Origin of the sequence: Bacillus suaedaesalsae (genome assembly GCF_016890225.1) — a bacterium.
GTDB lineage: Bacteria > Bacillota > Bacilli > Bacillales > SA4 > Bacillus_BS > Bacillus_BS suaedaesalsae.
In genome coordinates this window covers 75977-90057 of the sequence record NZ_JAFELM010000018.1, presented here as the reverse complement: position 1 = coordinate 90057, position 14081 = coordinate 75977, and the positions used below count along the sequence as shown (strand labels likewise).

14 protein-coding genes are annotated in these 14081 nt (G+C 35.2%); 3 read left to right on the top strand and 11 right to left on the bottom strand.

Annotated elements, in window-relative coordinates:
- Positions 1-107: 107 nt before the first annotated feature.
- The 3 genes from JR050_RS05230 to JR050_RS05220 form a co-directional block, all read right to left on the bottom strand.
- Positions 108-1589, bottom strand: a complete 1482-nt coding sequence (locus JR050_RS05230; RefSeq protein ID WP_204202453.1) for a SulP family inorganic anion transporter — start codon at positions 1587-1589, stop codon at positions 108-110.
- 285 nt (positions 1590-1874) lie between these two features.
- Entirely contained in the window at positions 1875-2294 is a 420-nt protein-coding gene (locus JR050_RS05225) for a universal stress protein (RefSeq protein ID WP_204202452.1), read from the bottom strand.
- Between the two features lie 144 nt (positions 2295-2438).
- Positions 2439-3794: a TrkH family potassium uptake protein gene (locus tag JR050_RS05220; RefSeq protein WP_204202451.1), complete on the bottom strand. Its 1356-nt coding sequence runs from the start codon at positions 3792-3794 to the stop codon at positions 2439-2441.
- Between the two features lie 163 nt (positions 3795-3957).
- Here JR050_RS05220 and JR050_RS05215 point away from each other — a divergent pair, with 163 nt between their 5' ends.
- From JR050_RS05215 to JR050_RS05205, 3 genes are all read left to right on the top strand, one after another.
- Positions 3958-4425 (top strand): DUF2243 domain-containing protein, encoded by a 468-nt coding sequence (locus JR050_RS05215; protein WP_204202450.1) that lies wholly within the window; start codon positions 3958-3960, stop codon positions 4423-4425.
- A 13-nt stretch (positions 4426-4438) separates the two neighbouring features.
- A complete protein-coding gene (locus JR050_RS05210; RefSeq protein ID WP_204202449.1) occupies positions 4439-4891 on the top strand; it encodes a hypothetical protein in 453 nt (150 codons plus the stop codon).
- A 290-nt stretch (positions 4892-5181) separates the two neighbouring features.
- A complete protein-coding gene (locus tag JR050_RS05205) occupies positions 5182-5529 on the top strand; it encodes an ArsR/SmtB family transcription factor (RefSeq protein ID WP_204202448.1) in 348 nt (115 codons plus the stop codon).
- A gap of 357 nt (positions 5530-5886) precedes the next feature.
- Here JR050_RS05205 and JR050_RS05200 read toward each other — a convergent pair whose 3' ends face one another.
- The 8 genes from JR050_RS05200 to JR050_RS05165 all read right to left on the bottom strand — a co-directional run bounded on the left by JR050_RS05200 (position 5887) and on the right by JR050_RS05165 (position 14069).
- Positions 5887-7218, bottom strand: coding sequence for an NAD(P)-binding domain-containing protein (locus JR050_RS05200; RefSeq protein WP_204202447.1), 1332 nt, complete (start codon positions 7216-7218; stop codon positions 5887-5889).
- Between the two features lie 12 nt (positions 7219-7230).
- A complete protein-coding gene (locus JR050_RS05195; protein ID WP_346726712.1) occupies positions 7231-7731 on the bottom strand; it encodes an arsinothricin resistance N-acetyltransferase ArsN1 family A in 501 nt (166 codons plus the stop codon).
- An 8-nt stretch (positions 7732-7739) separates the two neighbouring features.
- Positions 7740-8192: a MarR family winged helix-turn-helix transcriptional regulator gene (locus tag JR050_RS05190; protein ID WP_204202445.1), complete on the bottom strand. Its 453-nt coding sequence runs from the start codon at positions 8190-8192 to the stop codon at positions 7740-7742.
- A 330-nt stretch (positions 8193-8522) separates the two neighbouring features.
- The gene (locus JR050_RS05185; protein ID WP_204202444.1) at positions 8523-9932 is read right to left on the bottom strand and encodes a SpoVR family protein; all 1410 of its coding nucleotides are present in this window, start codon (positions 9930-9932) and stop codon (positions 8523-8525) included.
- A gap of 88 nt (positions 9933-10020) precedes the next feature.
- The gene (locus JR050_RS05180; RefSeq protein ID WP_204202443.1) at positions 10021-11133 is read right to left on the bottom strand and encodes a Ger(x)C family spore germination protein; all 1113 of its coding nucleotides are present in this window, start codon (positions 11131-11133) and stop codon (positions 10021-10023) included.
- A gap of 1 nt (position 11134) precedes the next feature.
- Positions 11135-12217 (bottom strand): GerAB/ArcD/ProY family transporter, encoded by a 1083-nt coding sequence (locus JR050_RS05175; protein ID WP_283244053.1) that lies wholly within the window; start codon positions 12215-12217, stop codon positions 11135-11137.
- A complete protein-coding gene (locus JR050_RS05170) occupies positions 12214-13590 on the bottom strand; it encodes a spore germination protein (RefSeq protein WP_204202441.1) in 1377 nt (458 codons plus the stop codon). Before JR050_RS05170 ends, JR050_RS05175 begins: the two co-directional genes overlap by 4 nt.
- Positions 13591-13727: 137 nt before the next feature.
- The gene (locus tag JR050_RS05165) at positions 13728-14069 is read right to left on the bottom strand and encodes a DUF3889 domain-containing protein (RefSeq protein WP_204202440.1); all 342 of its coding nucleotides are present in this window, start codon (positions 14067-14069) and stop codon (positions 13728-13730) included.
- Positions 14070-14081 lie beyond the last annotated feature (12 nt).

Sequence of the window (14081 nt, the reverse complement as noted above, 5' to 3'; positions counted from 1 at the left end):
TGGGAATGGCGTGTTATCCACTACAAATCAATTATTGCTCCAAAATCATCATTGACTTCTAACACAGCAATAAAAAGACACGTCAATTTCTTAGCGTGTCTTCATTATTAATGATTCATTACTTTATCTAACCCGCCTGGTGCTTTATGCACAGCTAGCTTCTCAACTAATTTGTTACTTTCATTGTTTAAGCCTTTTAGGTTAACTTTCACACCATTTTGGTGATATTTAATTACGACTTTATCAATTGCGCCTACTGCAGAATCATCCCACAGATGTGCATTAGATAAATCTAAGTCAATTTCTGATACGTTCTCTTCTTTAAAGTTAAAGCTGTCCACAAAGTCCGTTACCGATGCAAAGAATAATTGACCAGTTACATGATACACCTTCTTATGAGAGCCTGGTGCTGAAATGCTTGTTACTTTTACTTTAGATATTTTCGCAGCAAAGAATATTGCACTTAACAGAATACCAACTAAAACCCCTTTTGATAAGTCATGTGTTTGAAGAACCGTCCCTACCGTTACAACCATTACGATTGTATCTGTAATTGGTACTTTCCTGATTGATTTTAGGTTTGACCAATCAAACGTTCCAACTGAAACCATAATCATAACACCAACTAAAGCGGCCATTGGGATTTGTACTAGGAAATCTTTTAATAGAACTATTAACACCATTAAGAATGCTCCGGCAACAAATGCTGAAAGACGTCCTCTTCCTCCAGACTTCACGTTAATGACAGATTGACCGATCATTGCACAACCTGCCATACCACCGAAGAATCCTGAGACGATATTCGAAATTCCTTGACCACGTGCTTCTTTGTTTTTATCACTCTCTGTATCTGTCATATCATCAACAATTGATGCTGTTAGTAGTGATTCTACTAAACCGACAATAGCGATTGATAATGAATATGGGAAAATAATCTGTAATGTCTCGAACGTAAACGGAATATCCGGTATTAAGAAGATTGGTAGTGTTGACGTTAATTCACCCATATCTCCAATTGTACGATCGTCACTATTTGTCATGACTGCAATAATTGTCATGACAATAATAGCCACTAATGGTGATGGAACAACTTTCGTAAATCTTGGAAGAATATAAATAATAGCTAGTGCTCCCGCTACCATGGCATACATAATCCAAGATTCCCCTACAAAATGTGGTAGTTGAGATATAAAGATTAAAATCGCAAGAGCATTTACAAATCCCACCATTACTGAACGTGGCACAAATTTCATTAATCGCCCTAACTTTAAAACACCCATCACAATTTGAATAATACCTGTTAAGACAGTTGCAGCAAGTAAATACTGCAAACCGTGATCAGCTACTAATGTAACCATTAATAAAGCTGTTGCACCTGTAGCAGCAGAGATCATACCAGGTCTTCCACCAACAAAAGCTATGACTACAGCAATACAAAACGATGCATATAATCCAATCATTGGATCTACACCAGCGATAATTGAGAAGGCAATTGCTTCTGGAATTAACGCAAGAGCCACAACAATACCTGCCAATACATCTCCTCTTACATTTCCAAACCATGAATTTTTATAAGCTGTTAAATTCAAGATGGCACCTCTTCCTATATTTAGTTTTTAATGTTGTCTTGACTTTCAACTCTCATGAAAGTCGGGTCCGTTTTTAACAAATCAAAGTATATAGGATTGTGACCATTCTGTGAAATGCCAAGAAAACGAAAACATCTCATATATTCTTTATAATTCAACCATTTTCTTTATTTATCTCGTTTTTTCTATAAGTAAGCAAAAACCCAACTGGAATATTAAGTAATCTTCATAGCCAATAAAAAAAGAGAACCACTAAGAACAATACTGTTTTAGTGATTCTCTTTATCATTTAACAATCAATACTGGACAATTTGCCCGTTTTGCTACCTTATGACTAACACTTCCTAGTACGAACTCTTGCAGAACATTTAGTCCTCTAGAACCAATTATCACAATTTCAAATTGATGTTTATTTGCATAATCTACAATGGCTGGACCCGGCTCACCATGAAGTACAATGATTTCAAAGTTTACCCCTGCTTGCCCTGCCATTTTTTCAACATCTATCATTCTCTCTTTTCGTTTATCACCAAAGTCTACAGAGTTCCAATTTCTTAGTACATCTGATTTCACCTTGTCATGGTCTACAACATATACAACAAAGATTTTAGAACCTTCCGTACATTTTGCAATGTTTATCGCATTTTCTGCAGCTCTTTTTGAATGCTCAGATCCGTCGGTTGCCAACAAAATTTTTTTATACAATTTAGGTCCCTCCTTTAATGAGCTCCTAATTTATTTGCCAATTTATTTACTAATTCTGTACTCTCTTCATTTAATCCTTTATCATTCACAGAAAATAAATACTAAAATGGCCACTGGGTATTTTCAGTGGCCTTTAGCAATTACTTATCCAATGATTATTTTTTCTTTAGGGTAACGATAACTTTCTTCATTTCCTTTTCCTCTAATTAAAAACAAGAATGAGAATATCCCGATTCTTCCTATAAACATTAGTGCGATAATAATAATTTTTCCAGGTGTACTCAAGTAAGGTGTAATCCCCATAGAGAGCCCTGTAGTTCCAAATGCAGATGAAACTTCAAAGAGAATTTGCATTACTGTAAAATTTGGCTCGATGTATATTAAAACAATGACAGCAGCTGCACAAAGCATAATAGCTGTGGTAATAACAATGTAGGATTTAATAATATCTTCCTGATAAATCTCACGTTTGAACACTTTTATAGAGCTGTAACCTCTTGCATAAGAAAAAATGCTTAGGATCATAATCGCAAAAGTTGTTGTACGAATTCCTCCCCCTACACTACTTGGAGAAGCCCCAATAAACATTAGAATACACAACACAAGTAACGTTGGAGTAGAGAATTCATTCATATCCATCGTTGCCAATCCACCGTTTCTTGAAGAAACTGAGTGAAAGAGAGCGTAGAAAAGTGACTCATGCCAAGCTTTATTCGAAAAGTAATGATTCAATTCAAACATCCATATGAAAATCGCACCCCAAACAATTAAGGCAAAGAACGTAAATGTCGTTAATTTTGTAAATAACGTGAAACGATACGGATATTCACCCCTATGAGAAAAGTATTCTTTTAATTCAATTAATACCGGGAATCCGATAGCTCCAATAATCAGTAATAGTATATTGATAAATTGTACAAAATAATCATTTGCAAATGGAATTAATGACTGCCCAGTTATATCAAAACCAGCATTGGTTGTCGCACTAACTGAGGCAAAAAAACCTTGTAAAAATGCTTCTTGCCACGTTTCAAAATAATTTAAGAAATGTATTCCCAAAATAACTGCACCAATAAGTTCTACGATTATGATGAGTGTAAGAATTTGGCGCATAAGTTGAACAAGACCAGATAATGTTGATTGGTTTTGATCCGTCATAATTAATTTTCTTTCTTTTAATCCAATCTTTTTTCCAAATAATAGCCATACGAATGTACCTAATGTCATGATGCCGATTCCACCAAATTGCAAAATGAAGGCAAAGATGAAGGTACCAGGAACGCTCAAAATATCAGCTACAACAATAGTTGAGAGACCAGTAACACTAATGGCACTTGCCGATGTGAAAAGTGCATCTAAAAATGACAACTCAGCACCATTTTTTAATGTGATCGGCAGAAGTAGAAGAATAGTTGAGATTGCAACTGCTGAAACATAAAATAATACAAGAATTTGAACTGAAGACAATTGTATCTTTAATTTAGGAACATAAAGTTGCATAAAGGACCTCTTTTATATTTGAATACCAAAAGTATACATAATCTATCTAGTGATTGAAACGAAAATTAGTAATTCATAATCCTTATGTTCAAGAAGTATAACTTCTAGTCATCTCGGTCAAAATGTATTAATGTTCAGAATAGTTTTGCAAGGAGAATGATAGATGACGAAAAGAACAAAAAGAAGATTACTTGATTATGGAAGTTTTATATTAGGCTTTGGTTTTATGGGGGCATTGGACGGTATTATTTTTCACCAATTATTACAGTGGCATAGTGTGATTATGGCAACAGATCGATCTGGTCAGATTTTTAGTGATGGCATCTTTCATTTTGCTGTAACTGTTGCTTTAGTAGTTGGAGGTATACTTTTATGGTTAGCAGGTAACCCTACCTCATTGGAAAAAGGAAAACGTTTTGTGATCGGCGGTTTCTTACTAGGTGCCGGAATCTTCAACCTGCTCGAAGGAATAATCGATCATCATATTTTACAAATTCATAGAGTTAAGCCTGGGGATCCTCTTGCTCTTTTGTATGATCTCGCTTTTCTAGCACTTGGACTGCTTATTGCGATTATTGGCTATTTCATAAGAAGAAACAGCAAAAATGATCAAGAATTCATAAGTGCATAATAGGAGGAATTTGATGTATCGAATTGTTAGTTTTATAGCTATTTTCTCATTTGTTGGAACCATGCTTTATTATCATCAACTAAACAGTCATACGACAGCTTCTAATTCACATAATATGCACCATCAGCAAATCATTGAGATTCCTAAAAGTTACCCAATACCTACTATAACTGGGAATGTTACTCAGGACCCTACTGGCTCATGGCTTTTAAGCATTAAAACAACAAACTTTAACTTTACCCCCGAGAAGATCGGTTCAACAACAAAATCATTTAATGAAGGGCATGCGCACTTATATATTAATGGTAAAAAAATAAATCGAATTTATGGAAACTACTATAATATTGATATGTTAAACCCAGGTACCTATCATATAAAAATAACGCTAAACGGCAACAATCATCAAACATTTTATTCTGGTGGTAAAGAAATTTCTTTCGAGCAAACATTAAAGGTTTCTTCATAACTGGCAGAATAGCTTAATTAGCTACTCTGCCTTTATTATTTGTCACTTTATTAGTGTGAAAATATGGAAAAAAAGATGAAATCCATCAAAATTCCCCCTCATTAATTTTTTTAAATCAAATAAAATTGATTATTTCCACATCTTATAATTTGTTTGGATTGTTTATGATAGATGAGAAGATCTTATCCAAAATTTTCAGACCTAAATTAAAAGGTTCAAGATACAACTACCCATTTAATCAATACTTTTTGATTAAATGATTGACATGATTTATCTATACCCATATGATAATGACAAAGAGGGTGAGATTATTGGAACGCAACATTCCTTTACAAGATATCTCAAAGGGGAAAATCTTTGAAAAATACGAAGCTAAATTCAAAGCCATTGCTGATCAAAAGAGATTGCAAATAATGAACATCTTTACTGAAAAAGGTGAGATGTGTGTTTGTGATTTAGCACCACTTATGGATATGTCTCAATCGAAACTTTCGTATCATTTAAAAATTTTATTGGATGCAAATATTATTACGAAGAGAACTGAAGGGACTTGGAGTTACTACAACTTAAACCAAGCAGAAATTAATCATCTATTATCTGAAGAACTTTGCTGTTTATTTAGACCTACATCATGCTGAAAAAAATAAGAGGCTGTCCCAAAAGTCATGAATAGATGACTTTTCGAACAGCCTCTTGTTTTTTCTAACAGGTAATAAATTGGTAACTTTAAAATGATGTCCATCCATTCCGCTTCAGACACTTGCTTTCCGCGGGAGAAAGTCGATGGTTAATTTCACTATCGTGAATAAACCTACCTCCTCGGCTTCGCCTGTGGGAACCAGAGACCTTGTCTCTCCCCCAGTATATGCTCCATTACACTATGAAGTAGATAAAAAATGTATTACGTTAAATAAACAATTCAAAAAAAATCGCCCTATTATATATAATAAAGTCACGACATCTAAACTAAATCGAAAAATTATACTTTTTTAGTATTAGCTACAACATGATGAGGTTATAATTTCAATCTTACTTTCACTACTACCACAACATGAGTTGTTTGCTGCACTTTTATTTATAATCCCTGTACTACATACCCCGGTTTCGGGTAGCTCTAATTGCACCTCTTTTGCCCCTTTTTCATCTCCAGTCATATAAGCGACAATCGATCTTACTTGTTCATATCCTGTTGCTAGTAAGAACGTTGGTGCTCTTCCATAGCTCTTCATTCCAACAACATAAAAATCCTTTTCCGATTGGCGTAATTCTGCTTCACCATGAGGTCTAACGGTTCCACAACTATGAAAATTGGGATCAATTAAAGGAGCAATGGCCTTCACACTTTCTACTGCTTCATCTAGGTTTAATCTGACTTCATCTAAGAACGAGGTGTCTGGTCTGAAACCAGTGCTAACGATCATTTCATCTACGTTTGAAATACTAAACTCTTTTCCATTTAACTCACCATATACTTTTATATGACTGCCTTCTTTCAGTAATTGAGAAATATAAAATGGAGTAAGCACGTTAATTTTTTCTGATTCAACTACCTTTTGAATTCTAATTCCAAGTTCTCCTCTAGCAGGTAATTGGTCGTTTTCTTGCCCACCATAAACGGCGGCTACATTCGTTTTTCTTAAAACCCAATAGATAGCTGTGTTAGGATATTTTTCTTTTAGTTCTGCCATATCTAATATTGTATTAATCGCAGAATGACCACTGCCGACAACCATTATGGTTTTATTCGCATAACGTTGTTCCATTTCTCTTACATTTGGAATTCCATAATGGATCTTACCTTTTAAATTTCTTTCGGGTGTCGTCCATAAACCATTTGATAATGAAGGATTCGGATTTTTCCAAGTACCAGATGCATCAATGATTGCTCTTGCCTCAAATACGTTTATTTCATCTCCCACTTCTACATATACTTGGAAGGGTACGCTTTCGCGATTTTGATTTTTTAATTTATCAATTCCTTTTCTAGTGATTCCCACTACCTTCGCATTCAATAGCAAATTCTCTTTTATTTGGGGAAGTTGACTTAAAGGAATCAAATAATCATTCACCAACTCATTACCAGTTGGAAGTTCTTCATTTCCTGGTGAATTCCATGCTGCTTTCTCTAATAATTCTCGTGAAGCAATGTCGATATTATACTGCCACGGTGAAAACATTTTGACATGTCCCCACTCCAAAACATTCGCACCTATTTCTTTACCAGACTCTAGTATGATAAAGGATTCTCCCTTGCGTACTAAGTGTGCCGCAGCAGCTAGCCCTACTGGTCCTGCACCAATAATAATAATAGGTAATGTGTATAACATATGAACTCCTCCTTATGATTTCAGCAATTTTTCCATCGCCATAACATCAACATAATTTCCATCAAGTATGCCTTGGTTCTTAAATACTCCAACCTCTCTAAAGCCTCTCTTACGATACAAGCCTTGCCCTAATCCATTAAACGAGAAAGTAAATAAGACAATTTTATGAAAGTGATTTTGGATTGCTAGCTGTTCAATTTGTTCAAGTAAAACTGAACCGATTCCACTACCTCTATGACTCCTAGCTATATAGATTGATAAATCTGCAACACCTCGGTAAGCATCTCTTGCATTGTACGGGTTCAAAGATGCCCAGCCTACTATTATATCTTCAATCTCTGCAACCAACACCTTGTATCGATTTTGATGCTTAGAAAACCATTTCATCATATATTGTTGATCTTTTTGTTCTGTTTCAAGTGTTGCTATTCGATCCTCAATCCCTTGATTATAAATAGTTAGAATAGAAGTCAAATCTTTTGATACAGCTTCTCTGATAACCATTCCACGTATCCTCCCAATTAACATGAGTCGTTACTACAGTATGATTGATAGCGTATAGACGGATTATCCATTACTTTTGCTAATAATCTAATAGATCGTTGAACATCTTCTCGTTCTATTTCAGTCATCTCCATAAAGATATCCTCGAGAAACTGATTCACTTGTTGATCGATTCCTATCGCAACTTTGTCACCTATGTCCGTTAGACCTAATAATGTAATTCTCTTATCTCCTGAATATGGAGTCTTCTTAACTAATCCTATTTTTACAAGTGTTTGTATTTGCCTGCTGAAGGTTGTGATATCTACACCTAAAATCTCTGATAACTGCTGAATAGATACATTATGATTTTTTTGAATTTCATAGAGTATGTGACTTTGGACAGCAGATACGTCCACTCCATCCACCGAACAACATGTCTTACTTAATAAACCAAATCTTCTTGTGATTGTTTGAAAATATTCTCTCATTCATGTTCTCCTTTCATTGTATCGACACAATACTTGCAACTTACAAGTATTATGACTTCGACGAAATACTTCATATCTTGCTAATGGATTTAATTGGAACTAATAATTAAACTATATCACATTACTTGCATTTTGCAAATAATTAAATCAACTTTACTTGATTAACTTTTATCACATGTGAAAAAAACTTCCAAACACTCATTTATGTTCACGAGATATCAATTAAATCCTTCCATACCTCTCACTTTGTCGTTACGTGGATACGCTTATTTCATACTTCATAATTAGAATAGAAAAACCGCTAAGTCTCCTCTTAGCGGCTAGGTTCTTTTATATATACTTCCGATGAATTCCCTTTCCATCATACGTAAACAAGACACCTTTACTTTCAATCACAGTTTCCATATGAACAGGTCTTCCCCAAAGTCGGTGAATATAAGGAAGTACCTTTTCTAAATATTTCAGATCCAATTCGATTCCTTCAAACCAGTGACGTAAATATAGTTCACCGTTTTTGAGATAGTCTCCATCATTTACGGTAATGTATGGAAAGCCTCCGTTTACTCTCATATTTACGAGCTGATCACGTACTTGTTCCCATGCTTTATCGACTACTTTGTAATCCTTCCCTTGCTTTTGGAACAAATACATATCCTCTCTCATGACAAGGTCTTTCGTTAAATAGTTCCGTAAGAATGAGATATCGGATTCAATTTCACGTACTTCGAACATTTTTTCTCGACCGGATCCTGGTTTTACTCCCATTCGTTTCATTTCTTCTGTTGGGTTATCCCAGCGTTTTTCAATATCTTCAAACATTTTAAATCCTAAATAATAGGGATTAATGCTCGTTTTGGATGGCTGCACAACACCTGCATTAAGTTTGGCAAATTCGATCACTTCATCTGATGTTAAATCCATTTCGCGAAGAATTCGGCCGTGCCAGTACGAAGCCCAGCCTTCGTTCATGATTTTCGTCTCAAGCTGTGGCCAGAAATACAGCATTTCTTCTCTCATCATCGTTAAAATATCTCGTTGCCAATCCTCGAGTTCACGGCTATATTCTTCAATGAATAACATAATATCTTTTTCTGGATTTGGTGGAACTTTCTTCTTTCTTTTTATCATCTTCTTTTTAGGTGTATTAGGCTTATCGAGAGCCCATAAGTCATCATATGGAGTAGACGGTGTCTCAATTACCTCCACCTCTTCCTCTAGCTGATACGACAATTTCGGTCTCATTAAGGATGGGTCAATATGTTCTTGAATCGCTAATACTGCGTCTAAGAACTCTTCTACTTCCTTTTTACCGTAAATGTGCTCGTATTCTGCAATTCGGTCTGCTGTTGCTGCCATACTCTCAACCATATCTCTCTTCGTATTACTAAAACGGCAGTTATTTTTAAAGAAATCACAATGGGCTAGAACGTGGGCGACAATTAACTTATTTTGAATGAGGGTATTAGAATCTAATAAAAACGCATAACAAGGATCTGAGTTGATAACAAGTTCATAAATCTTGCTTAGACCTAAATCATACTGAAGCTTCATGCGGTGAAATTGTTTTCCAAAGCTCCAATGCGAAAAACGAGTTGGCATTCCATATGCACCGAATGTATAAATGATATCTGCTGGGCAGATTTCGTATCGCATCGGATAAAAATCAAGTCCAAAGCCTATCGCAATTTCGGTAATTTCATCTATCGCATATTCTAATTTCCTTTGGTCTTCTGCTCTCATGCTCATCTCCCCTTTTTTATCGCTTAAAACAATCTATGATAAAAGAGGAAGAATGATGAGAGTGGACAAGGAGTTGAATTAAACAAGTTTATTTTAGAAGACCTGTACCTTGTAAGGTCATATCTACTTTAATATCAAATTCAACATTTCCATATTTCTCTTTCCATTTGCTCCAATCATCCTTATCTACATGATTGGCACGATATAATAGCCCTAGACCAATAGGATCTGTATTTTGCTCTTGTAGCAATGTTAACAAACGATGTATTCTTTCTTTCATTTGTTTCTCCGCCAGTTTTTCATACTCCTTAACTTGTTTACTTGATAATTCGTTGACAGACTCCTCAACGATTCCTTCCAGCTTAACCTTTACCGAAACTTTCGGTTGGCTCTCATCGTATATTTTATAGTTAACACTTGCTTTATCTGCTGCAATATAATATTGTTCTTTCTTCCCATCTTCGTCTTTTACAACTTTTATATCTAGTTTTCTTGCACGGTTTAATAAAATGTTCATAACTTTAGTTTCTTCTTCATTAAGTTTCACTATATTATTTTCTTTATTAATTACAACCGCTGTTTTAATGGTGTATGTTTTAAAATCATTTACCTTAATAATTGGTAACACAGGGTCTATCCCCTTTTCTGTAAGACGTTTCCTCAAGTCAAATAAATATTCCGTCACAATATAGGGTGATTCTGTCCCTATTCTGCCAAACGATAAAAATAAAGCGTTCGCTGGTAAGCTTTCTGATTTCGGCTTTAATTCAAGTATTTCCTCTATCCCCGGTGAGCCGACACCAATCCAAGCAATTTTTTGAATATCTCTTCTCCTTATGAACCAATCAATCGTTTCCTTTAGATCTTCTTCTAATACACTTTCACCGAGTATGATCATTTTCGCATGACTAAAATCAATCTCTTTATCTACCTCCGATTTAATCATTCTTATCGCTTCTGTTACAGAATCACCGGATTCCTTTATAATAATAAAATCCTTTTGCCCTGCCTTGATGTCAGCTGTAGGAACAGCGAACTTCACCAACACACTATACTTTTCCTTTTCCTTTTCCGGTTTCTCAACTCCAATAGCCACCGCAAATATTCGTTTATCGATATCTTTGTAACCACAAGATGTTAGTAGGAAAAGAAGAATGAGTAGAAAGAAATTCTTCAAAGTATAATGTAAATTTATTCTCATTCTACTTCCTCCTCGCTAGTAAAAACATGATGACAACGAGCACCGTCTCACTGGGCAAACGTAAGTCTAACCAATACTTGCCTATTTCTAAAATGCCTGCTTCTCTTAAATTCATTTCTAATAAGACGGTCACAATGATAAAAAGTAAGAGTATTACCCGTTCAATGATTTTTTTTCTTTTGTCATTAAACTTCTTTACCGGCAACATACTTTTTATTACTTCAAAGGATACATGCCAATGAACGGTGACACTCATGAGTGAAACACTTATGTATAACAGCAAAAATATAGAAATCAATCGTTCAATTGGTCCATACTCAATTCGCAGGGTATCTGCTGTTGAAACCCAAGGGAAGTTCAAATCCCCTACACCATCTGCCCCCCAAAAACCAATTGGAATAAATAACGTTGTAAATAATGTGATCGTTCCCAAGATTGGAATGAGCCATAGAGTTCTTAATGGTATTTTATCTTTGAATACTCGATTGAAGATCGCCATATTTGCATATCCAGAGAAAATAAAAGTTGCTGCAGCGATAACTCCATATGAAGGAAATTCTGAGAAGTGCCCTCCCACCTCAACGATAGAAGCCCAGCTAATATAATCATTCATATATGCCTGTAGCACCAGTAATAACATGAGAGGAAAGTTTATAATCATAATGATTTCTAATGCATATAGAATTTGAATGGTTGTTAATCGACTAATAATTAAGTACGTACACACTGCAAACGCTAAAATCATATTTACACCTGAAATATCAGGATTTAAAAATCGAATAGTTACATTATTAAAGGCCAAAAGAGAAATACTCCCTGCCAAAAACCACATGATCGCTAAGAAAACAAGAAATATTACACGAAACCATTTAGGTGTCAATTCTAATATTTCAGGAATTCCCTTTTCGGAGAATTTATTACTTGAGCGAACAAACATAAATAACAGAATTGATCCGACTATAATCCCTATCGGAATCGCCATGACCGCACCATGAAAGCGTTCCTCAATCATAATCGTCGGAACAAACACAAATAAATTAACCATCATATTTAGGACAACTAAATAGTAGAAATAGCGAGTCAGGGCGATCCAACCTCCCCTTTAGAACGTCTTGCCATGTTTTTATCTTTTGCTTTCGGTTCCATAAAAACCTTTAAATATGGTTCACCGAAGCTTTTAAGACTGGTCAAATAACAAATTAATAAAATGATACCAATGACAAGTCCAACCATGCCTAGAAAGCTAGTAATTAGTAATAAAACATACTTTACAACCCTCATTGCAAAACTCATGGAGTTAATTGGAATTACAAAATTTGAGATGGCAACTGCTGCTACAATGATAATCATTACATTCGATACAAGTCCTGCTTCAACAGCAGCTTGTCCTAAGATTAATCCTCCAACTGTCGTTGCCGTTGATCCTATTGCTTTCGGTAATCGAACACTTGCCTCTGTTAGAAGCTCCATCATAAGCAGCATTAACAGTACTTCTAAAAAAGCAGGGTAAGGAACTCCTACACGAGAACCTGCAATACTTAATGCGAGTTGAACTCTAAAAATTTCAGGGTTAAAGGCAGTGACCCCGACATACATCGCTGGCAAGATGAGACTTATAAACAATCCCATGTAACGTAGAAATACGATGAATTTGCTAACCCAGTACGTCTGATACAGATCTTCCATTGAGGATATAAAATCGTAAAAAACCGCTGGCAATATGACAGCAAAGGGTGTTCCATCAATTAGTAACACAATTTTCCCTTGAGCTAAGTTAAATACAATTCGATCGGGACGTTCCGTTATCATCATTGTCGGAAAGAGCGTTCTTTTGCTTTTCGTTAATTTTTGATGTAACTGCCCGGCAGCTTGTAATACGTCAATTTCAATTTTCTCAAGTGAATTCTTAACCTCTTTTAATACATGCTCATTTACATACTCTTGATCATAAAGTAAAGATATCTTTGTATTAGAAAGCTTACCGACCTCTTTTTCTTCTATTCGAAGTGTTGGCCTAGGATAACGGTTTCGAATCAAATTTAAATTCGTATCCTTATCCTCACTTAAAGCTGATTGTGGTCCTTGGATAACGGTTTCAACCGTTGCCTCTCCTACCGCTTTATTCGATGATTTACCACTTATAAAAAGAAATTGATGGGAAGAGGTTGATACGAACACACTTCCGTTCATCACTGCCTTAAGTGTTTCTTCGTATTGTTTATGGGATTTGACATTTGGTTGTGAAAAAAGATATGTAATATATTCTCTTTCTGTTTCCGTTTCGAACAATGGAAGAATTAAGTTAGCTTGAATCAATTTCTCATCACAAATACTACTAATGTATAGAACATTTACTGATTGTGACCCTGCTTTTAATTCATGAACTACTACATCTAATGAGTTTCCAAGCTGTTCCTTTAGCCATACAATCGTGTTTTGTTGTTGATATCCAAACATTAAATCGCGCTCCTTTGTCCCCGAGGCGTTGTTGGTATTGTAAAGTCGTATTTTCGCATGATTGTTGTTTTACGAAACAGTTAGAGATGGATACGAAAAGAGCCTTAGAAAAAATGACTACCTAAATAGGTAGCCATTTATTGTTGTTTAATTTCTTCTAGCGAAAGAGTAACTAATGAATTTAGTTTCGGATTGAACGTAACAACAACTTTCACCTTAACTGGTTGAGTTCCTTTTTTTACATCAAAAGTAAACGAGTCTTCTGCTTTTTCTACATTGACTGCTTTTCTACCTTCGTATTTATATTCTTTCACTTCAGCATCTGGATAGTTTTCTTTTACAATTGTGATGGCCATGTTACCCCATTTTGCATAATCAGGCTCTTGGGCAATACCAATATAGTCTTGTAATGTGTATGATGCCATTAGTCCAATGATAAAAGCAAAACTTATGAGAGGGAGTGCTATCCTTTTATGCATAGTAGTACCTCC

Excerpts from the sequence above, each read along its gene's own strand:
- JR050_RS05220 (WP_204202451.1), bottom strand. The coding sequence starts at position 3,794 with ATGCAACTTTATGTTCCTAAATTAAAGATACAATTGTCTTCAGTTCAA.
- JR050_RS05215 (WP_204202450.1), top strand. The coding sequence starts at position 3,958 with ATGACGAAAAGAACAAAAAGAAGATTACTTGATTATGGAAGTTTTATA.
- JR050_RS05210 (WP_204202449.1), top strand. The coding sequence starts at position 4,439 with ATGTATCGAATTGTTAGTTTTATAGCTATTTTCTCATTTGTTGGAACC.
- JR050_RS05205 (WP_204202448.1), top strand. The coding sequence starts at position 5,182 with ATGACAAAGAGGGTGAGATTATTGGAACGCAACATTCCTTTACAAGAT.
- JR050_RS05200 (WP_204202447.1), bottom strand. The coding sequence starts at position 7,218 with ATGTTATACACATTACCTATTATTATTATTGGTGCAGGACCAGTAGGG.
- JR050_RS05190 (WP_204202445.1), bottom strand. The coding sequence starts at position 8,192 with ATGAGAGAATATTTTCAAACAATCACAAGAAGATTTGGTTTATTAAGT.
- JR050_RS05185 (WP_204202444.1), bottom strand. The coding sequence starts at position 9,932 with ATGAGAGCAGAAGACCAAAGGAAATTAGAATATGCGATAGATGAAATT.
- JR050_RS05180 (WP_204202443.1), bottom strand. The coding sequence starts at position 11,133 with ATGAGAATAAATTTACATTATACTTTGAAGAATTTCTTTCTACTCATT.
- JR050_RS05170 (WP_204202441.1), bottom strand. The coding sequence starts at position 13,590 with ATGTTTGGATATCAACAACAAAACACGATTGTATGGCTAAAGGAACAG.
- JR050_RS05165 (WP_204202440.1), bottom strand. The coding sequence starts at position 14,069 with ATGCATAAAAGGATAGCACTCCCTCTCATAAGTTTTGCTTTTATCATT.